The organism is Thalassovita mediterranea (genome assembly GCA_019448215.1).
GTDB lineage: Bacteria > Pseudomonadota > Alphaproteobacteria > Caulobacterales > Hyphomonadaceae > Henriciella.
In genome coordinates, this window is sequence record CP080408.1 from 1,137,256 (window position 1) to 1,155,267 (window position 18,012).

At 61.8% G+C, this 18,012-nt stretch carries 21 protein-coding genes; 5 read left to right on the plus strand and 16 right to left on the minus strand.

Annotated features, from left to right (window positions below; genetic code table 11):
* Positions 1–48: 48 nt before the first annotated feature.
* The 4 genes from KUV46_05570 to KUV46_05585 all read right to left on the minus strand — a co-directional run bounded on the left by KUV46_05570 (position 49) and on the right by KUV46_05585 (position 3,892).
* Positions 49–1,236, minus strand: a complete 1,188-nt coding sequence (locus tag KUV46_05570; GenBank protein QYJ01860.1) for an alkaline phosphatase family protein — start codon at positions 1,234–1,236, stop codon at positions 49–51.
* A 108-nt stretch (positions 1,237–1,344) separates the two neighbouring features.
* A complete protein-coding gene (locus KUV46_05575; protein ID QYJ02358.1) occupies positions 1,345–2,823 on the minus strand; it encodes a carotenoid oxygenase family protein in 1,479 nt (492 codons plus the stop codon).
* A gap of 38 nt (positions 2,824–2,861) precedes the next feature.
* The gene (locus KUV46_05580; protein QYJ01861.1) at positions 2,862–3,281 is read right to left on the minus strand and encodes a DUF2141 domain-containing protein; all 420 of its coding nucleotides are present in this window, start codon (positions 3,279–3,281) and stop codon (positions 2,862–2,864) included.
* Positions 3,282–3,343: 62 nt separating this feature from the next.
* Complete coding sequence (locus KUV46_05585) at positions 3,344–3,892, minus strand: DUF2306 domain-containing protein (GenBank protein ID QYJ01862.1); 549 nt, start codon at positions 3,890–3,892, stop codon at positions 3,344–3,346.
* 125 nt (positions 3,893–4,017) lie between these two features.
* Between KUV46_05585 and KUV46_05590 the strand changes: the two genes are divergently transcribed.
* On the plus strand, positions 4,018–4,824 hold the full coding sequence (locus KUV46_05590) for a LytTR family transcriptional regulator (GenBank protein ID QYJ01863.1): 807 nt from the start codon (positions 4,018–4,020) through the stop codon (positions 4,822–4,824).
* Between the two features lie 324 nt (positions 4,825–5,148).
* Here KUV46_05590 and KUV46_05595 read toward each other — a convergent pair whose 3' ends face one another.
* From KUV46_05595 to KUV46_05625, 7 genes are all read right to left on the minus strand, one after another.
* On the minus strand, positions 5,149–5,508 hold the full coding sequence (locus KUV46_05595) for a GIY-YIG nuclease family protein (GenBank protein QYJ01864.1): 360 nt from the start codon (positions 5,506–5,508) through the stop codon (positions 5,149–5,151).
* 65 nt (positions 5,509–5,573) lie between these two features.
* Positions 5,574–6,047 carry a 2-amino-4-hydroxy-6-hydroxymethyldihydropteridine diphosphokinase gene (gene folK / locus KUV46_05600; GenBank protein ID QYJ01865.1) on the minus strand — a complete coding sequence of 158 codons (474 nt, stop codon included), beginning with the start codon at positions 6,045–6,047 and terminating at the stop codon, positions 5,574–5,576.
* Positions 6,040–6,408, minus strand: a complete 369-nt coding sequence (gene folB / locus KUV46_05605; GenBank protein QYJ01866.1) for a dihydroneopterin aldolase — start codon at positions 6,406–6,408, stop codon at positions 6,040–6,042. Before folB ends, folK begins: the two co-directional genes overlap by 8 nt.
* Complete coding sequence (folP, locus tag KUV46_05610; GenBank protein ID QYJ01867.1) at positions 6,395–7,237, minus strand: dihydropteroate synthase; 843 nt, start codon at positions 7,235–7,237, stop codon at positions 6,395–6,397. Before folP ends, folB begins: the two co-directional genes overlap by 14 nt.
* On the minus strand, positions 7,234–7,716 hold the full coding sequence (locus tag KUV46_05615) for an RNA methyltransferase (GenBank protein QYJ01868.1): 483 nt from the start codon (positions 7,714–7,716) through the stop codon (positions 7,234–7,236). The genes folP and KUV46_05615 overlap by 4 nt, the downstream gene beginning before the upstream one ends.
* A 4-nt stretch (positions 7,717–7,720) precedes the next feature.
* Positions 7,721–8,071: a hypothetical protein gene (locus tag KUV46_05620; protein ID QYJ01869.1), complete on the minus strand. Its 351-nt coding sequence runs from the start codon at positions 8,069–8,071 to the stop codon at positions 7,721–7,723.
* Positions 8,072–8,078: 7 nt separating this feature from the next.
* Entirely contained in the window at positions 8,079–8,951 is an 873-nt protein-coding gene (locus KUV46_05625; GenBank protein ID QYJ01870.1) for an isoaspartyl peptidase/L-asparaginase, read from the minus strand.
* Positions 8,952–9,087: 136 nt separating this feature from the next.
* Here KUV46_05625 and KUV46_05630 point away from each other — a divergent pair, with 136 nt between their 5' ends.
* The 3 genes from KUV46_05630 (at position 9,088) to KUV46_05640 (ending at position 12,274) form a co-directional block, all read left to right on the plus strand.
* Positions 9,088–10,080, plus strand: a complete 993-nt coding sequence (locus tag KUV46_05630) for an NADPH:quinone oxidoreductase family protein (protein QYJ01871.1) — start codon at positions 9,088–9,090, stop codon at positions 10,078–10,080.
* Positions 10,081–10,278: 198 nt separating this feature from the next.
* The gene (locus tag KUV46_05635) at positions 10,279–10,563 is read left to right on the plus strand and encodes a GIY-YIG nuclease family protein (protein QYJ01872.1); all 285 of its coding nucleotides are present in this window, start codon (positions 10,279–10,281) and stop codon (positions 10,561–10,563) included.
* A gap of 1,480 nt (positions 10,564–12,043) precedes the next feature.
* On the plus strand, positions 12,044–12,274 hold the full coding sequence (locus KUV46_05640) for a hypothetical protein (protein ID QYJ01873.1): 231 nt from the start codon (positions 12,044–12,046) through the stop codon (positions 12,272–12,274).
* 155 nt (positions 12,275–12,429) lie between these two features.
* On the opposite strand, the gene KUV46_05645 is transcribed toward KUV46_05640, so the two are convergent.
* From KUV46_05645 to sdhC, 5 genes are read right to left on the minus strand one after another with little or no spacing between them, the layout of a single operon-like run.
* The gene (locus KUV46_05645; protein ID QYJ01874.1) at positions 12,430–13,212 is read right to left on the minus strand and encodes a succinate dehydrogenase iron-sulfur subunit; all 783 of its coding nucleotides are present in this window, start codon (positions 13,210–13,212) and stop codon (positions 12,430–12,432) included.
* A 3-nt stretch (positions 13,213–13,215) separates the two neighbouring features.
* Positions 13,216–13,455, minus strand: coding sequence for a hypothetical protein (locus KUV46_05650; protein QYJ01875.1), 240 nt, complete (start codon positions 13,453–13,455; stop codon positions 13,216–13,218).
* A complete protein-coding gene (gene sdhA, locus KUV46_05655) occupies positions 13,456–15,246 on the minus strand; it encodes a succinate dehydrogenase flavoprotein subunit (protein QYJ01876.1) in 1,791 nt (596 codons plus the stop codon).
* A gap of 31 nt (positions 15,247–15,277) precedes the next feature.
* Positions 15,278–15,670: a succinate dehydrogenase, hydrophobic membrane anchor protein gene (gene sdhD, locus KUV46_05660; protein QYJ01877.1), complete on the minus strand. Its 393-nt coding sequence runs from the start codon at positions 15,668–15,670 to the stop codon at positions 15,278–15,280.
* Between the two features lie 9 nt (positions 15,671–15,679).
* Complete coding sequence (gene sdhC / locus KUV46_05665; GenBank protein ID QYJ01878.1) at positions 15,680–16,081, minus strand: succinate dehydrogenase, cytochrome b556 subunit; 402 nt, start codon at positions 16,079–16,081, stop codon at positions 15,680–15,682.
* Positions 16,082–16,198: 117 nt separating this feature from the next.
* Here sdhC and KUV46_05670 point away from each other — a divergent pair, with 117 nt between their 5' ends.
* Positions 16,199–17,950, plus strand: a complete 1,752-nt coding sequence (locus KUV46_05670) for a DUF885 domain-containing protein (protein ID QYJ01879.1) — start codon at positions 16,199–16,201, stop codon at positions 17,948–17,950.
* Positions 17,951–18,012 lie beyond the last annotated feature (62 nt).

Sequence of the window (18,012 nt, forward strand, 5' to 3'; positions counted from 1 at the left end):
CGGGCTCCTTTACGGCCCCTCTCGGTGTGGCTTGGCGTTCAGCCGGGCTTATTCCACGCCAATGTCACCAAAGGCAATGTCGTTTTGGCGCACGGTCTGCCCTTCCCTGTCCTTCAGCAGGAAACTCAGGCTGCGACCTTCCCAGTCGATTTCCACGACGCCGTAATTCTCTGGCGGAAACGCTGCGCCGACCTGGCGCTCATCCATCTCATCGCTCTCGGTCGCAAAGGACACGTTGAGCGAGGACGCCGTCAGTTCATTGGCTTCATAGGGAAGCACGCCTGCCTCTTCATAGATGAAGCCGGTATGCCGGTCGCCCGTCAGGAAGACGACGCCGCCTGCCTCTGTGCTCTTCACCATGTCGAACAGGCGCTGGCGCTCATCAGGCAGCTTGTCCCAGGATTCCCAGCCATGCACCGTTGGCAGGACCTGTATGGACGACACGATGAAACGAAGGTCAGCCGGGTCCTGCAGACGGTTCTGCAGCCATGTCCACTGCGCACTGCCCAGCATGTCCTGATAGCTGCCTTCTGGCGCCGGCATGTAACGCTCCTTGCCGGGCGCATTGTACTGGTCCGTCGCCGTCAGGTCAGAGCGGAAGAAACGCGTATCCAGCATGATGACCTGCACACGCTGGCCTTCAGGCCCGAAGGTGCGCGCATAATAGGTGCCCGGCCACTGGCCGACATCCTGGTCGCCAAGGCCCCAGAATGTCTCGTGGATCAGCTCGGCATAGTCGCGGAACGGAAAATTCTTGCCGCCATCATTGGCGCCGTAATCATGGTCATCCCAGGCCACCATCATCGGGAACTTCGCCCGTACCGCCTGGAACTCCGCGCGCTCTGCAAGATCTGCGAAGCTCTCGCGCAGTTCGTCCAGCTCAGGCTGGTTATTGGCATAGTCGCGGCCGTCACGGTCGCCATAGACATTGTCGCCGATCATCAGGAACAGGTCAGCCTCCTCCTGCGCCAGTGTCGACAGCGTCGGGCTCGTCTGCTCTTCATCATTGCACGAAGCCAGCAGCACCCGCGTCAGCGGCTCGCTCAGCGGCAGGGACACACCTTCCGGCGCCTGCGGCAGCGTCGCCGGGTCAATCGTCGCATAATAGCGGTTCAGCGCCTCGACAGCGGTTTCAGGTTCACCCTCAAACAGGTCTGACAGGACAGGCGGCGCGCTCTGTGTAGCGCAGGAGACAAGCCCGAAGGCTCCGATGACAGCCAGAGAGCTGAGACGCATGAGGAGAGACCCTTTCACTATACCACGACGCCCAGCAGTTATGCCGGGCGTCGCGTCATAGATAAAGGGCCGCTCGCCTCTGCAGCGAAGAAGTGTTGTCCCGCGCGCCTAACTCCACGTGCCGTGAAAGCCCAGCGGCCAGGCCCGATCACCGCGCCAGATACAGACCGGGCCATCGCTGAGCCCGGCCACGTCGAACACGCAGATATCGGTCGTCCCGGTTTTCAGGTTCAGCACCGGCCCGATCAGCCAGCTTTCTTTCTCAGTGACGCCGCCGGGCTTCGGCACAAACAGGAACTCCTCCACCATCCGGCTTTCGCCAAAATCAAATGTCGACGTCTTGCCGCTCGACCAGTCATGGACGCTGACAGAGGTCTTGCCCGGCTGGCTCACCGCCTGCCCTGTGACAAGTGCCGTGAGACGCCGGGGCAAACCGTGGCGGCGTGGATCGACCTGCGGGAAATCACCGTCCAGCCCCGTCTCGATCAGCCTTGCATCCCCGCTCGGCGAGATGACGATCTGCGTCAGATTGCTGATGAAGCTGGCATCCGGGCCATTCCAGATACCGCGGATCTCATCGGTGCCGCCGCCGACGCCCAGCACCGGCTCTTTATACAGCGCCGCGTCCAGCCGGATGGTCCCGTCAGCCTCCTCCCAGGCCGCACCTGTATGATAGAAGGCGCGCGCCGGGCCCTGCGACCACCGCTGGTTGGAAAAATCATTCTTGTCGACGATGAGGAATTTGAACCCCTCTTCAGGATGCCATTCAAACCCTTCCACCACGGGCGGGCGCAGCGCTTCATTGATCCATGGCTGCACCATGATGATCAGATGCCGCTCGGTCATCGCCCAGTCATGAATGTAGGCGGCTTTGCCGATATCCAGCATGCCGAAATTCTTCAGCCCGCCGCCCGCATCAATCTGGTAGACGCCGACCCGCCGGCCACTGACCGCAAGGTTCCAGACGGTGCCGTCCGGCTCACGCTTCGGATGCGCGAGGAAGGGCATGCCCGCGAGATCCGCGCTCCAGGCCTTTGGACCTTTCGTCGCCAGCGTGTCTGCATCCATTTCAATGGCAGAGCCTGCTTCCCAGAGCGCATAGAGCTGTCCATCGATGACGATAACCGACGTGTTGGCGGCGTTGACATCGTCCGGCCCGCTCACAGGAAAGGACATGAGGCCTGCCGTGCCGAAGCCGGGCGCGGAAAATTTCTGCTCCGCCTGCTCGATCCGGTGCTTCACGGTCTGGACGAAGCGACCCGAATGCACCGCCTTTCCATCTGCGATGGCGATGCGCTGGACCATGCCATCACCGTCAAACCAGTGGCTGGCATAATCGTCCGCACCATAGCGAAACTGGGCTGGCCCATTCCGGTAAAGCGTGCCCTCAAGCCCTGCTGGCACCTTGCCATAGACAAGCCGCATGGCAGATGGCTCGAACCCGGCTGCAGGCGCGGATGTATACCCCAGATGCCAGTCCGGCATGCCGGAGGTTTCAGCAAAGGCAGATGGCAGGTTTAGACCAAGGCCCATGACGGCGGTGCCTGCGGCGCTGCTGGTCAGGAAATGGCGGCGGGAAAGGGTCATCTCGTCTTCTCCTTGGGAGCTTGCTTGCGGCGGCGTGCCTAGTTCAGATTGATGGTCTGAACGACGCCTTCTTCGGTGATGTCAAACTTCGCATTCGCCCAGCTGGCAGGCCCGAAACGCGCCGCAGCATTGTTGGAAAAGGCAAATGGCTCTGTCGGCATGCCGAAGGGATTGGTGTTCATGGCGCCATTGTCGTCGACATCATGATAAAGCTTGATGCCGTAAGCGCCGGGCGCGAGGCCATCGATGGTGACGCTCACCTTCGCCCCGTCGACGGTGATGTTCGCGCCTTGCACCGCCTCGTCGCTCTTGTATCCGGCCTCATCGAAGACGCCGAGGCGGATCGTGCCCGTCTGGGTCCGGATATTGTCGATCTCGATGGTCAGGGGCCCGGCATTGGCCAGCGGGGCGATCATCAGGGCACCAAGGGCTGCAGCGATAAAGGTCTTCTTGTTCATGTCGGTCTCCAGTGTTTTGAGAGGGGTAAGGGTGAGTTGAGAGTTGGTTGGAAAGATGCGGCTCAGACGGCGAAGAAGACGTGCCACATCATCCGGCCAGGCAGCAGCGTGAAGAGGCCCGCCACCACCATTCCGCCGACGAACATGTTCGTCATTTCTTCGCGATGCTTCTTGATATTGCGGCGACGGATCGCGGCGATGCCGACCGGCAGGCCGATCATGGTCCAGGCTGACAGCGCATGGATCGGGCTCCAGAAGTTCTGGAACAGCGTCATGATGAAGAAGGAAGAGCCCGCCGTGATGGCCATGGAGATCACCCAGGCCCAGCCAAAAGTGCGGTGGAGGGTGAATCCCTTCGGCGCCATCATGAGATAGATGCCGATCGCCAGTGTCGTCAGCGCAGCGGCGACATGCACCTGAATGGCGATGCCAGACTCGATCAGCGGCTGCGGATCGAAGCGAAAGCGCGGCAGGCTGCCGGCATCCATCAGAGTCAGCGCGCTGATCGCGGCATAGATCGGGACGGCCACGCCAAGCGTCCATCCGGTCCGCGAAAGCTTCGGAAGGCGCGGCAGGCGGCGGGTCTGGGAGGATATGTCTATGAGGCTCATTGTCGGCTCCATCTGTCTGCGGGTCCCGGCGATTGTGTCGCCGTCCCAGCAAAAATTGCCGAGCCGGATTGAGGCCGCGACACAGATTGCGTCAGAGGTCTGGAATCCTTCGCGAAATGCAGCCAATGTCATTCACGAAGCGCGAATGGAGAGGGGCCTGCAGCTTGCGTATCGCGATTGACTGGAAGAAACGCGGACGTGAATTCGCGATCCTGAGCGGGATCGCTCTCTTCCTTGCTTTCCTGCGCCCCTTCGGCACCAGCGCAGACGCCCCCCTGCCTTATGTCTTCTTCCTGTGGTGGGTCCTCATCATGTGCGGCTCGCTGCTCGGTGAGCTGACAGTCTGGGCCTATTACAAGGTCCGCCCCGATGGCCCTGACTGGCTGATGATTATCGTGACCTCGCTGGTCACCGCCCTTGGCGTCACGCTCGTTCTGCTCGCCATGGACGTTTTATCCGGCGGCTGGGTCTCTGTCGGAGAGCGCCGCTTCCTGATGCTTTACCCTTATGTCCTCGTTATTTCGGTCGCGATGACGCTGATCGGCTACACGCTCAGCCGCGCCTTCAACGTTGCCGGGCCGGACTTTGCCCACGCCGCCAATGAGGGCAGTGCCGTCCAGACCTTCCTCCAGCGCCTGCCCGTCAAGTTTCACACGGCCGACCTCTGGGCCGTCAGCTCGGAAGACCATTACTGCCGCGTCTTTACCTCGCTCGGCAGTGACCTCATCCTGGCCCGTCTGTCGGATGTGGACCGCGAACTTGCCGACGCAGATGGCCTGCGCGTCCACCGCTCCTGGTGGGTTGCACGCAAGGGCGTCGCGCGCGCCGAACGCGGCGACGGAAAACTGAAGCTGATCCTGCGCTCTGGCGAAGAAGTCCCCGTCTCCCGCTCCTACCAGGCCGCCGTCAAGGACGCCGGCTTCGCGAGCTGAAGCGCCCGCGCCATAAGGTCACCTCGTCTTGCCCGCAAACAGTCCCATTCCAGCCCGGAATGGAACCTATTCGCAGTGCAGCATGTTTCTTGCACGATAACTTCCTACATCCGCCGGGTTCGAAACGCCCGGAAGATCTACCGGAACAGCAAGGCCCCGCGCCGAAGGAAAAGGACCATGACCCAGGGTATCTCTAAAGGCCTCTCGCTTGCCGCACTCGCGGTCATCGCAGCCCTCACCCTCATCATGGCCTTCGCCCCTGCAGGATCGATCTATCAGGGTTAGATAGCGCAGATCTGAGAGGCGCTCGTCCTTCGACTTCGCTCAGGATGAGCGCGTCTTTGGTTCGGATTCCGTCAAAAGATGAAAGCGCCCACGTTCATGGATAGCGGGCGCTGTATGCGACTTTGCTAGCTGCTTCAGCTCTGCCCAGTCACTGCGCATGAAGGCTTCCTTCTTGGCGCGGGACCATCCCTTCAGCTGTCTCTCGAATGAGACCATGTCGGTCGGATCAGAAAACGCGCAGCTCCAGATCAACTCCACGGGTCGATATCTGAAAGTGTAAGCCTTTCTGTCGACGCCAGCGTTATGCTCTGCAACGCGCGCAGCGACATCGTCGCCGCGATGCGATCCGACATAATAGGCGCCGTTCGAACACCGCAAAATGTAGACGAAAAACTCCATGCGCGACCTTAGCGCTCATCCTGAGCGAAGTCGAAGGACGAGCGCGTGCGCGGTGACCTTGGTTCTCAAATTCGCCTGATCCCCGAACTTTCCAGATCAGCGCACCAATCAGCAACCGCCCGTCCCCCGACAACCAGCTCTGGCGCTATCTCCGCCAGAGGCACCAGCACGAACGCCCGCTCCGTCATGCGCGGATGCGGCAGGGTCAGGTGCTCGCTCTCCAGTGAGACACTGTCCATCCACAATACATCAATATCGATCAGGCGGGGGCCCCAGCGTTCACCCGGCACCCGGCCAAGCGCCACCTCAAGATCTTTGCACGCGGAAAGCAGATCCAGCGGCGCAAGGTCCGTCTCGACCAGCGCGCAGGCATTCACGAAATCGGGCTGGTCCTCAACGCCCCAGGGCGGGGTCGCATAGAGGCTGGAGCGCGCCGTCACCGACACGTCCACCATCTCGTCCAGCGCGTCTATTGCCCGTCCGATCATACCGGCGCTGTCGCCGAGATTGGAGCCAAAGGCGAGCGCAGCCCTAGTCACGGCTGAGTTCGATCTCCACGCCGACATGGTCGAGGAAATGCCGGATCGGCGCGTTCGGCTTGCGGATACGCACACGCACGGTCGAGACCAGCGGAAACGTCTCCATCACGCCATGCCCGATCCGCTCGGCCAGCGTCTCGATCAGATTGAACGGCCCGCTGGCGGAAATGCTGTGCGCGAGGTCGCAGACTTTCCCATAGTCCACCGCATCCTTCATCGTGTCGGACGGCGCTTCATCGCGCGCGACCAGACACTCGATGTCGGCATAGAATTTCTGCCCCAGCCGCTGTTCTTCCGCGATGAGGCCGTGAAAGCCGTGAATGCCGAGATTTTCGACAAAGACCCGTTCAGTGCGCCGCATTTTCTATGGTCTCCCAGAGCTCGATCGCCTGCCGGTGGGCAGCAACATCATGGACGCGCAGCATATGCGCCCCCCGGCGCAGCGAGTCGAGGCCAACAGCGACAGACGCTGCATCCCGGTCCGCTGCCGCCTCGATACCAAGCCGCTTGCCGATAAAGGATTTACGCGACACACCGATCAGCACCGGCAGGCCAAGGCCCACCAGATCGCCCACCCGCGCCAGAACCTGAAAGTTCTGGTCATACGTCTTCGCAAAGCCGACACCCGGGTCGAGAATGATATGGTCCCGCGGCAGGCCTTCAGCCTCACACGTCGCAATCGCGCCCTCAAAGAAGGCCAGCATGTCGGCGCCGGCATCCAGCGCCTCATCCTTTACGCCGCGATTATAGGTCAGCACATAGGCCGCGCCCGCTTCTGCCGCGGCGCCCACAATCGCCGGGTCCGACATGGCGCTCACATCATTGACGATCACCGCGCCCGCCTCGCAGGCCGCCTTCGCGACGCCTGACTTGTAGGTATCGATCGACACCGGCACCCGGTCCGGCCCGGCCAGCGCCTCGACCACGGACACAGTCCGCGCCAGCTCGTCGGCCTCGCTCACGGCTTCAGCGCCCGGCCGCGTCGACTCCCCGCCAACATCCAGAATATCGGCGCCCGCCGCGACCATCTCTTCGGCATGGGCGAGCGCCGCGCCTGCCTCATCAAACTTGCCGCCATCGGAGAAACTATCCGGCGTCACATTGAGGATACCCATGATCAGCGGGCGCCCGCGCGCCTCTGCCAGCAAGCTATCGCGCAGACGGTCTTTCTCGCCCCGCGAAAGCCTCATGCCTTCGGGCCTCCCGGCATGACGGGCCGGTCGCGGAAGCTGCCCATGGATAGCACCCGGTCATACATGACCAACGCGCCCGCAAGGCTCACATTGATGCAGAAGCGTGTCGGGATCTTCACCACATGGTCACAGCGCGCCAGCATCTCCGGCGACAGGTCGCCCCGCTCACGGCCCAGCACATAGGCCGCCGATTTCGGATGACGGAATTCCGGCAGCTCGATCGCATCATCGGTAAGCTCGATCCCCACCATCTGACAGCCCTTGGGCAGCGCAATGTCATCCATCGCATCCCACTGATAATAGGGCACGCTCTCGAACGTCTTCGACGTGTCCGCCTTATAGGCGACTTTCAGCCGGTCCGCCGCGCCGACAGAGAACACAAAGCTCGCCCCGAACGCATTCGCCGTCCGCATCAGCGCGCCAAGATTCATCGGCTTGGAAATGCCCTCAGCCCCAATCGCAAAATAACCGCGCATGACTCTACCCTTCTGCCCCCGCCGTGAACCGCCACGTGACCAGCACCGCCAGGAAAAGCACCGCGGTCACCGCCGTCGCCACGCGTGCAATCTTGATGTGGCGGATCGCGGCTGGATACTCGGTGCGTAGCCAGGTCGCGGCCTCACCGACGGCATCGCCCGCGTCCAGCTTGTCAGTCCCGGCCACCGCGTGCACGACGGCAAAGCGCGCCGTGCCGTCTTTCAGCTCACTGAACTTTGCCTGTGCGGCCCGGCGCAGCACCAGCCCCGCCATCACCCGCATCTGCACCGCCAGCGCAAACAGGAAGGCGACCAGCACACCCGCAATGAAAAAGCCCAGCGTCGCGCCGCTCATGCTCTGCTCACCTCATCGTCGCGACGTCGAAGCGGCCCGCGCTTGTCACGACACCGCGCTTCATCGTCTCGGCATTGAACACCACTTCGACATGGCCCAGCACGTCGACGCAGATCATGCCGCCATCCCCGCCCAGCAGGGTGAGGTCTTCCAGCGAGCCTTCCGCCGCCTCGCGCAGGCGCTGCTTGCCATAGCGCACGCGAGAGCTGACATCGGCCGCCGCATTGGTGCGCAGGAAATACTCGCCTTGCCCCGTACAGCAGACGGCGACCCGCTCATCTGCCCAGAGGCCTGCGCCAATAATCGGCGTATCGCCCACCCGGCCCGGCGTCTTGCCAAGCAGACCGCCCGTAGACGTCGCCGCCGCAAGCCGCCCATCGGTGTCGAGCGCGATCGCCCCCACCGTGCCATGCGCCAGCTCACCCTTCTTAACAGGGCGCGTCACCGCGGGCTTGTAGTAATTCTTCGGGCTGTGGACCTTTTCCAGCTTGTGCTCGCGCGCAATCATCGCCGCGCCCTTGCCGACGATCAGCACGTGCGGGGTCTTTTCCATGACAAGGCGCGCTGCCGTGACCGGCGATTTGTACCCGCGCAGCGACGCGACAGCGCCTGCATTGCGCGAACGCCCGTCCATGATGGCGGCGTCCAGCTCCCACTGGCCGATCGCATTGGGGGAAGACCCGCGCCCGGCAATGTGATGCCCGCACTCTTCCAGCGCGATGACCAGCGTGTGCACCACATCCAGCGCCTTGTCGCCGCGCGCCAGGCGCGCTTCGCCTTCGCGCAGCAGTTCGGCCATATGCGTCTCTGCCGCCGCATGGTCACGCTTTCTCAGCGGACCGGCTCCACCATGAAGGGCCAGCGCCCAGCTTTTCGCCATCGTTTCAATGCTCCAGCTACGAGGTGATTTTTCCTCGCGTCATGCTTCACAGCGCGCGGTGCCATGGATAGGTTCGGCCCGTCAATTACAAGTCCCACAAGACACTGCCAAGTGCTACAGCAAGAGGAATACGCCCATGAAAGCCCTACTCTCCAAGACCGCCGGTGGCCCCGACGCCCTCGTCCTTGAGGATGTGCCATCGCCAGAACCGGGCAAGGGCGAGGTCGTGATCGACGTCAAAGCCGTTGGGGTGAACTATCCAGACGTCCTCATCATCCAGGATATGTACCAGTTCAAGCCGGAACGCCCCTTCTCTCCGGGCGGTGAGCTTTCGGGCATCGTGAAGGCCGTCGGCGAAGGCGTGACCAAGGTAAAGGTCGGCGACCGCGTCATGGGCTCCATCGGCTGGGGCGGCATGGCCGAAGAAGCCAAGGTCGACGAAGGCCGCGTGCGTCCTTTCCCGGACTCGATGTCCTTTGAAGAGGCCGCCGCCCTCCTGATGACGTACGGCACCTCCTATTACGCGCTGAAAGACCGCGGTAACTGCAAGGCGGGCGAAACCCTGCTCGTACTTGGTGCCGCTGGCGGTGTCGGCCTCGCTGCCGTCGAACTTGGCGCGGCCATGGGCATGGAAGTCATCGCCGCCGCGTCCAGCCAGGACAAGGTGGATCTCGCCATTGAGAAAGGCGCAAAGCACGGCCTCGTCTATGATCGCGGCCCGCTCGACAAGGCCCAGCAGAAAGCCCTCTCAGACAAGATCAAGGAACTTGGCGGCGGCGGCGTGGACGTCATCTATGACGGCGTCGGCGGCGACTATGCCGAACCGGCCCTGCGCGCCATGAACTGGGATGGCCGCTTCCTCGTCATCGGCTTCCCGGCCGGCATCCCGAAAATGCCGCTCAACCTGACCCTGCTCAAATCCTGCAACATCATCGGCGTCTTCTGGGGCGCCGCCGTCGCCCGCGACCCGAAAGCAAACGAGCAGAACATCAAGGAAATCTTTGAGCTCTACGAGACCGGCAAGATCAAGCCCCACGTCTCCAACACCTACCCCCTCGAAAAAGCCGCCGACGCCATCACCGAACTGATGGAACGCAAGGCCAAGGGCAAAGTCGTCGTGACGATGTAGGCTCTGAGGCCACCCCAAACACAAAAGCCCGGCAGGCCAACTGCCGGGCTTCTTCATGGCCGGAAACAGCCGCTCATCCCGGCGAACGCCGGGATCTCGTGCAACAAGCCCTGCACCCAACCTGGCTGAGACCCCGGCGTTCGCCGGGGTGAGCGGATTGTGGCTATGCAGCCTTTTCCGGCCCGCATACCAAGGTGCATGGCCTTCTACGTCTACATCATGACCAACAAGCCGAGAGGCGTTCTCTACACCGGCATGACCGACGACATTAATCGTCGCGCATGGGAGCACCGCGAGCACGTAATCGAAGGCTTCACCGACAAGTATAACTGCGAAATGCTGGTCTGGGTCGAAGTCCATGAAAGCCGCGAGTCGGCCTTCGCTCGCGAGCGCCGTATCAAGGAATGGAAACGCGACTGGAAAATTGAGCTCATCGAAGAGCGAAATCCAGACTGGCTCGATCTCGCCGACGCCCTGATGTGATTCCTCCACAGTCCGCTCATCCCGGCGCAAGCCGGGATCTCATGCAGCAAGCCCCACACCCAACCTCCCGAAGACCCCTGCGGAGGCAGGGGTCCATGGTGGTATGCTTGAGAGTTTGCACTCCGGGGCTGGCGGGCCGCGCCACTGCCGTGGCCTTCTTCGCTGAAATCAGTCCACCGGACTGATTTCCGGGCGCTTCAAAGGGATACCCGCCCCTCATCCTGAGCTTGTCGAAGGACGCAGGGTTCTCCGGAGAGAGCGAGCGATCTGCGGAGCGCCATTCATGCGATCATCCAACAAATCCGTGATCCGTCATCCCGGAATTTGCGCATGCAAATATCCGGGACCCAGATCCTTTGAAAAAAGCTGGGTCCCGGGTCGCTTGCAGCGCCCGGGATGACGAGGACTGATTTGTTCAAACACAACCTTCCGAAGACCCCTGCGAAAGCAGGGGTCCATGTTGGGATGCTCAATGGTTTGCACTCCGGTGCTGGCGAGCCGCTATGGATACCTGCCCCTCATCCTGAGCTTGTCGAAGGCCGCAGGTATCGCCGGAGAGAGCGAGCGATCTGCAGAGCGCCATTCATGCAATCATCCGACAAATCCGTGATCCGTCATCCCGGAATTTGCGCATGCAAATATCCGGGACCCAGATCCTCTTAAAAAGCTGGGTCCCGGGTCGCTTCCAGCGCCCGGGATGACGAGGACTGATTTGTTCAAACCCAACCTCCCGAAGACCCCTGCGGAGGCATGGGTCCATGGTGGTGGGTTTGAGGGGTAGCGTCCCGGCGCTGGCGAGCCGCGCCACTGCCGTGGCCTTCTTCGCTGAAATCAGTCCACCGGACTGATTTCCGGGCGCTTCGAAGGGATACCTGCCTGCGCAGGTATCTTCGAAGATGTCAGCGTCAGATGCCGGGCTCTGTAATCCCCCAAAAACCCCAAAACAGTACGCCCCGTACAAACGTACAATCATGGTTAATTTCCGGTCGGAAACAATTCTTCCGTCCGCATATCTCGTGGGTACGGCTATCCTTAATGCATGTCCCCCAACCCGCCCCAGCTGGATCAGACCCTGCAGCGCCTCTGGCAGCATCTTGCCAGACTGGCCGCGTATCTCCTGATCCTGATTGAGCGATCGGGGCCAAGCCAACACCCAAGCTGGATTCGCTCGTCACTATTGGCGGCAGAGGCGCTCACACGTCGTCTCCTCATGCTGGAGGTGCGCGCCCTCGGCCCGCTGCGCCCACACCCAGCGCGTGCCACCCCTTCAACCCAAACCACACGCCTCGACACCACCGGCCAATCCCCCTCAAAGCGGGGTTTCCAGCTCACCGAGCCTATCGCTTCCCTGCGCGCGGGCTTCTGGATCGAGGGGCAGAAGAGAGGCCGCTTCGGACCACGTCCGCAGCCCCGAATCCTCGAAATTCTGGACGCCCATTTACCAAAATTCGAGCAAGATAGAACGGGCCGTTCCGATAAATTGGCTGAGCGGTTACACGCCCTTCTCGCCATCATCGACGACACGGCCGCCGCCACAAGGCGCCTTGCCCGCAGGATGACCCCGCGCGTCAGCGCGATCGGCCTCATCCGCAAGCGATCGCCGCTCCGAGCTGGTCATCCGCCCGGCGCAAGGTCCCGCGAGGTGCCGGACTGGCTGCGCGACGGCCTCGCTGTCGTCACCGTCGAGCTTCGCGCCCCGCCGCCGCTTTAACCCTGAAGACCCACACCACCCGCATCGTGCGGGCGCACGCACTGCCTCACGCGCGCTTGTCCACACGCGCTGGCCCACACGCATGGGCCCAAACGAAAACGGCCCGCAACTTTGAAAAGGTACGGGCCGTCATCTGATCTTCTGGAAAAGCGGCGCTAAGCGACGCGCTCAACCATCATGTGCTTGATCTTTGCGATCGCCTTGGCCGGGTTGAGGCCTTTCGGGCAGACCTGCGCACAGTTCATGATGGTGTGGCAGCGATAGAGCTTGAACGGGTCTTCAAGGTCATCGAGGCGCTCACCGGTGGCTTCGTCGCGGCTGTCGATCAGCCAGCGATAGGCCTGAAGCAGCGCGGCAGGGCCCAGATACTTGTCGCCATTCCACCAATAGGACGGGCAGGAGGTCGAGCAGCAGGCGCAGAGGATGCACTCATAGAGGCCGTTCAGCTCATTGCGCTGTTCTTCCGACTGCTTCCACTCTTTCTCAGGCTCCGGCGTATCGGTCTTGAGGAAGGGCTGCACATAGGCGTGCTGGGCGTAGAAGTTTGTCAGGTCCGGCACGAGGTCCTTGACCACAGGCAGGTGCGGCAGCGGCGCGATCGTGATGGTCGATCCGGCAACTTCGTCCCAGCCCTTGGTACAGGCGATCGTGTTGTGGCCGCCAATGTTCATCGAACAGGAGCCGCAAACGCCTTCCCGGCACGACCGGCGGAAAGCCAGGGTCGGGTCGACATTGTTCTTGATCCAGATCAGGACGTCGAGAACCATCGGACCGCAGCGGTCCATGTCCACATGATAGGTGTCCCAGCGCGGATTGCCGCCCTCTTCAGGAGAGTAGCGATAGATCTTGAACGCCTTGGTGGTCTTGGCGCCATCCGGCTTTGGCCATTCCTTGCCCTTTTTGGGCGCGGAGCCTTTGGGTAGTGTCAGCTGAACCATATTTTAGTCTTCCAAGTCTTCAGGAGTCAGAGTTTCAACCTCGTCCCAGTCCTGCTCTGTGTAGTTCCATCTGCTCAAGACAATGAACTTATAGCGGCCCGCGGTCAGAATTCTTTTTGCCTCGTCGCGGGCTTCCATCTCTGTCGAGGCGTAGCATTCCTGTGCTTCATCGTCATTAAGATAGGAAGCCTCGGAAACCCAAAAATCGAGCCCCCAATTTCCATCATGCGGGTTAATTGACATCTAGTACACACGCGCCTTCGGCTTGATGTACTCGATGTCGTTGGACATCGTGAACTCATGCACGGGGCGGTAGTCGATTGTCACCTTGCCGGCCTCGTCGACCCAGGCAAGCGTGTGCTTCATCCATTCTGCATCGTCGCGGTCCGCAAAGTCCTCGCGGGCATGCGCGCCGCGGCTTTCCTTACGGTTGGCGGCTGAGTTCACTGTCACCGCGGCCTGCGCGATGAGGTTGTCGAACTCCAGCGCCTCGACAAGATCGGTGTTCCAGATCAGGCCGCGATCCTTCACATCCATGCCGCCGACGCGGCCATAGATGCTGTCGATCTTCTCGACGCCTTCATCAAGGACTTCACCGGTGCGGAAGACGGCGCAATTGGTCTGCATCGCCTTCTGCATGTCCATGCGCAGCTGCGCGACAGGCTGGTCGCCCTTCGCATTGCGCACGCGGTCAAAGCGGGCAAGGTGGCTGTCGGTCTGGCTGTCGCGGATTTCTGGCTGGCTTGCACCCGCTTCCAGCGTCGCGCCGCAGCGAAGACCTGCCGCCCGGCCGAAGACCACAAGGTCGATCAGCGAGTTGGAGCCAAGGCGGTTTGCACCGTGGACGGACACACAGGCTGCTTCACCAACGGCCATCAGGCCCTGGACGACGCTGTCAGGATCGCCGCCCTTCTTGGTGAGAACTTCGCCGTGATAGTTCGTCGGGATGCCGCCCATATTGTAGTGGACCGTCGGGAGGACCGGGATCGGCTCTTTCGTGACGTCGACGCCAGAGAAGACTTTCGCGGTTTCCGAAATGCCCGGCAGACGCTCTGCCAGCGTTTCCGGCGGCAGGTGTTCAAGGTGAAGGTGGATATGGTCCTTGCCCTCACCAACGCCGCGGCCTTCGCGGATTTCCACGGTCATGGCACGCGCCACGACATCGCGGGATGCAAGGTCCTTCGCCGATGGGGCATAGCGCTCCATGAAGCGCTCACCTTCGGAATTGGTCAGATAGCCGCCTTCGCCGCGTGCGCCTTCAGTGATGAGGCAGCCTGCGCCGTAAATGCCGGTCGGGTGGAACTGGATGAACTCCATGTCCTGCAGCGGCAGGCCGGCGCGAAGCACCATGGCATTGCCATCGCCCGTACAGGTGTGAGCCGAGGTACAGGAGAAGAAGGCGCGGCCATAACCGCCCGTCGCGAGGATCGTCTTCTGCGCGCGGAAGCGGTGAAGCGTGCCATCATCCAGCTTCCAAGCGGTGACACCGCGGCAGGCGCCTTCCTCATCCATGATGAGGTCGAGCGCGAAATACTCGATGAAGAACTCGGTCTCTTCCTTGACGCACTGGCCGTAAAGCGTGTGCAGCATGGCGTGACCGGTCCGGTCAGCGGCGGCGCAGGTGCGCTGGACTGGAGGGCCTTCGCCATATTCGGTGGTGTGGCCGCCGAATGGACGCTGATAGATCTTGCCCTGCTCGTTGCGCGAGAATGGCATGCCCCAGTGCTCAAGCTCATAAACCGCCTTCGGCGCTTCACGGCAGAGATATTCGATAGAGTCCTGGTCGCCGAGCCAGTCGGAGCCCTTGACCGTATCATACATGTGCCAGCGCCAGTCATCCGGGCCCATATTGCCCAGCGACGCGGCGATGCCGCCTTGCGCGGCAACCGTGTGCGAGCGGGTCGGGAAGACCTTGGTGATACATGCCGTTTTCAGGCCTGCCTGTGCTGCGCCAAGCGCTGCGCGAAGGCCTGAACCGCCAGCGCCGACAACGACGACGTCATAGGTGTGATCGACAAATTTATAGTCAGACATGGTGCCTTCCCTTTCCGGGGCCCGTCGCGCTTCAGGCGCCGGCCGAAATCCAGACTTTAAGAACCGACAGAGCTGTCGCGGCGATAAGCGCGAAGCAGACGAAGGTATTCAGAATGAGCAGCCCCTGCTTCATCCCTGCCTTGTGGATATAGTCCTCGATGATGACCTGCATACCGATCCGCATGTGGTAGAAGGCCGCACTGACTGCGAGCACCATCAGGATCGCATTCCAGGGCTGGGCAAGCCACGCCGTCGCGCCTTCATAGCCAGACCGGCTGGCCGCGATCACCGCATAGAGGAACCAGGGCACAAGGAAGATGAGCGCGATGGCAGAGACGCGCTGGCGAATGTGATGCTCGGTCCCGGCACGTGCGGAGCCAAGTCCGCGAACTGCACCAGCAGGTGTCTTGAAATTGGTGCTCATACCCGCCCCCTAGAACAGATTGGTCGCAAGCGACCAGATCGTCGCCGCAAGGATGATTGCGATGGCGAAGTTGAAGATGGAGACCCGGCTCGCCGTCTTTGGCTCAAAGCCGATCTTCGGTCCGTCCCAGAGAAGGAAGCGGATGCCATTGACGAGATGGAAAACGAGCGAGAGCAGCCAGAAGAAGAGAAGGATCTGCCCCACCGGGTGCAGCATGATGCCTTCAACGACGCCATAGGCCTCAGGGCCCGTCGCCAATGCAATCAGCCAGACACTGATAAGCAGCGCCCCCAGATAGTTGCCGACACCGGTAACGCGATGGAAAATTGAGGTCGCCATCGTCCAGTGCCACTTCCACACTTGCAAGTGTGGTGACATCGGGCGTGGATCAGTCCACTCTGAGCCTGACATTGGGGTCTCCCGAATAATAAGCCTTACGACACCGGGTTCTAGAATGGTGCAGCGCGGTGTCAACGCGACATGAAAGGTCTAATGCGCATGAATCTCCGTTCTCTTGCTACAGTTCTCATGCTTTCCGTCGCGTCGCCCGCTCTCGCCAGCGCGCAGTCCGGTTCGGCGGAGGAGCGGCTATCCCCGACCATCGAACAGATCGTGATGGATTATGAAGAGCTGATCCGCTCAGTCGATCCGAGCGAAGCTGCCCGCGCGCAGGACCGTGCGCCGGATCGCTGGGCCGATGTGTCACCAGAGCGGATCGAGCAGACCGCAGAAGCGGCGCGCGCACTCCTTGCCCGCCTGCAAAAGGTCGAAGACCAGACCACCCCTGAATGGAAGATCCTCTCCCATCTTCTCGAAAGCCATATCGCCGAAGCTGAGTTCGACACGGCCCGGATGCCTTTCAATGGCGACTGGGGCTTTCAGGCAGAGCCGCTCTATGCCGCGCGCCAGGTGCGCATCCAGAATGAAGACGACGCCGAAGCCTGGCTGTCCCGCCTCAATGCGATCCCCCGCTACTTCAATGATCACAAAGCCAATATGAGGCGCGGGATCGAAACCGGCTGGACCTCGCACAAGGACCCGCTGGCCACGACCACGGCGCAAATCCGCGAACAGGCCAATGTCTCGCCTGAAGAGAGCGGGCTCTACGCCCCGCTCAAAACCCTGCCCGACACGATCAGCCCGGAAGCGCAAGCCATGATCCAGGCGAGCGGCCGCCGCGCCGTCGCAAAAGCCATCGAGGCCTATGCCGAAGCGCTCTATTTCATGGAAAGCACCTATGCGCCCGCCGCTCGCGCGGATGCTGGCATCGCCAATCTTGAGCGCGGCAAGGCCTATTACGCCGCAGCCATCGCCGATCACACGGCCGGGGCCGGCTACTCGCCAGAAGAAATCCATGAGCTAGGAGAGCGTGAAGTCGCCCGCATCCGAGGAGAGATGGAAAGCATCATCGAAGAGCTTGGCTATCCCGGCAGTTTCGAAGACTTCCAGAACTTCCTGCGCACGGACGCACAATTCTATGCCGAGACGCCAGAGGACCTTCTCGAAAAGGCCTCGCGCCTTTCAAAGCGTCTCGACGCCATCCTGCCCGCCTATTTCGGCAAGCTGCCGCGCCTGACCTATGGCGTCATTCCCGTGCCCGCCGAAATCGCGCCCGGCTATACGACGGGCCGTTACTCAAGCGGCGACCTGCAAAAGGGCATTGAGGGCAACTACCTCGTGAACACGTACGCGCTGGACCAGCGCCCGCTGTATGAACTGCCGGCGCTCTCCGCACATGAAGCCGTACCGGGCCACCACTTGCAGATTTCGCTCGCACAAGAGCTGGAAGATGTCCCCCGCTTCCGCCAGCAATATTACGCAACAGCCTTTGGCGAAGGCTGGGGCCTCTACGCCGAGAAGCTCGCGGGTGAAGCTGGTATCTATGAGACGCCATATGAGCGGTTCGGCGCGCTCTCCATGGAGATGTGGCGCGCCTGCCGTCTCGTCGCGGATACAGGCCTTCACTGGTATGGCTGGAGCCGCGAAGAAGCCGAGGAGTGCTTCACGAACAATTCCGCGCTCGCACCGCTCAACATCCAGACCGAGGTCACCCGCTATATCGGCTGGCCGGGACAGGCGACGGCCTACAAGATCGGTGAGCTGAAAATCCTCGAACTGCGCGCGGCCGCAAAAGAGGCGCTCGGCGCGGACTTCGATATCCGCGACTTCCACGATGTGGTGCTCGGCGCAGGCGCCCTGCCCCTCGATGCGCTGGAAGCAAGGGTGATGGCATGGATCGAAAGCGAGACGGGAGCTGGCTCGGCAACTGACGCAGAATAGAGAGCGGCTTCGCGCCCACCGGCGCTTTCATCGCTTGCGCAGACCCTAGACCCGCGCCACAT

Coding starts and splice junctions, on each gene's coding strand:
- KUV46_05570 (QYJ01860.1), bottom strand. CDS start 1,236: ATGCGTCTCAGCTCTCTGGCTGTCATCGGAGCCTTCGGGCTTGTCTCC.
- KUV46_05575 (QYJ02358.1), bottom strand. CDS start 2,823: ATGACCCTTTCCCGCCGCCATTTCCTGACCAGCAGCGCCGCAGGCACC.
- KUV46_05580 (QYJ01861.1), bottom strand. CDS start 3,281: ATGAACAAGAAGACCTTTATCGCTGCAGCCCTTGGTGCCCTGATGATC.
- KUV46_05585 (QYJ01862.1), bottom strand. CDS start 3,892: ATGAGCCTCATAGACATATCCTCCCAGACCCGCCGCCTGCCGCGCCTT.
- KUV46_05590 (QYJ01863.1), top strand. CDS start 4,018: ATGTCATTCACGAAGCGCGAATGGAGAGGGGCCTGCAGCTTGCGTATC.
- KUV46_05595 (QYJ01864.1), bottom strand. CDS start 5,508: ATGGAGTTTTTCGTCTACATTTTGCGGTGTTCGAACGGCGCCTATTAT.
- folB (QYJ01866.1), bottom strand. CDS start 6,408: ATGCGGCGCACTGAACGGGTCTTTGTCGAAAATCTCGGCATTCACGGC.
- folP (QYJ01867.1), bottom strand. CDS start 7,237: ATGAGGCTTTCGCGGGGCGAGAAAGACCGTCTGCGCGATAGCTTGCTG.
- KUV46_05615 (QYJ01868.1), bottom strand. CDS start 7,716: ATGCGCGGTTATTTTGCGATTGGGGCTGAGGGCATTTCCAAGCCGATG.
- KUV46_05620 (QYJ01869.1), bottom strand. CDS start 8,071: ATGAGCGGCGCGACGCTGGGCTTTTTCATTGCGGGTGTGCTGGTCGCC.
- KUV46_05625 (QYJ01870.1), bottom strand. CDS start 8,951: ATGGCGAAAAGCTGGGCGCTGGCCCTTCATGGTGGAGCCGGTCCGCTG.
- KUV46_05630 (QYJ01871.1), top strand. CDS start 9,088: ATGAAAGCCCTACTCTCCAAGACCGCCGGTGGCCCCGACGCCCTCGTC.
- KUV46_05635 (QYJ01872.1), top strand. CDS start 10,279: ATGGCCTTCTACGTCTACATCATGACCAACAAGCCGAGAGGCGTTCTC.
- KUV46_05645 (QYJ01874.1), bottom strand. CDS start 13,212: ATGGTTCAGCTGACACTACCCAAAGGCTCCGCGCCCAAAAAGGGCAAG.
- KUV46_05650 (QYJ01875.1), bottom strand. CDS start 13,455: ATGTCAATTAACCCGCATGATGGAAATTGGGGGCTCGATTTTTGGGTT.
- sdhA (QYJ01876.1), bottom strand. CDS start 15,246: ATGTCTGACTATAAATTTGTCGATCACACCTATGACGTCGTCGTTGTC.
- sdhD (QYJ01877.1), bottom strand. CDS start 15,670: ATGAGCACCAATTTCAAGACACCTGCTGGTGCAGTTCGCGGACTTGGC.
- sdhC (QYJ01878.1), bottom strand. CDS start 16,081: ATGTCAGGCTCAGAGTGGACTGATCCACGCCCGATGTCACCACACTTG.
- KUV46_05670 (QYJ01879.1), top strand. CDS start 16,199: ATGCTTTCCGTCGCGTCGCCCGCTCTCGCCAGCGCGCAGTCCGGTTCG.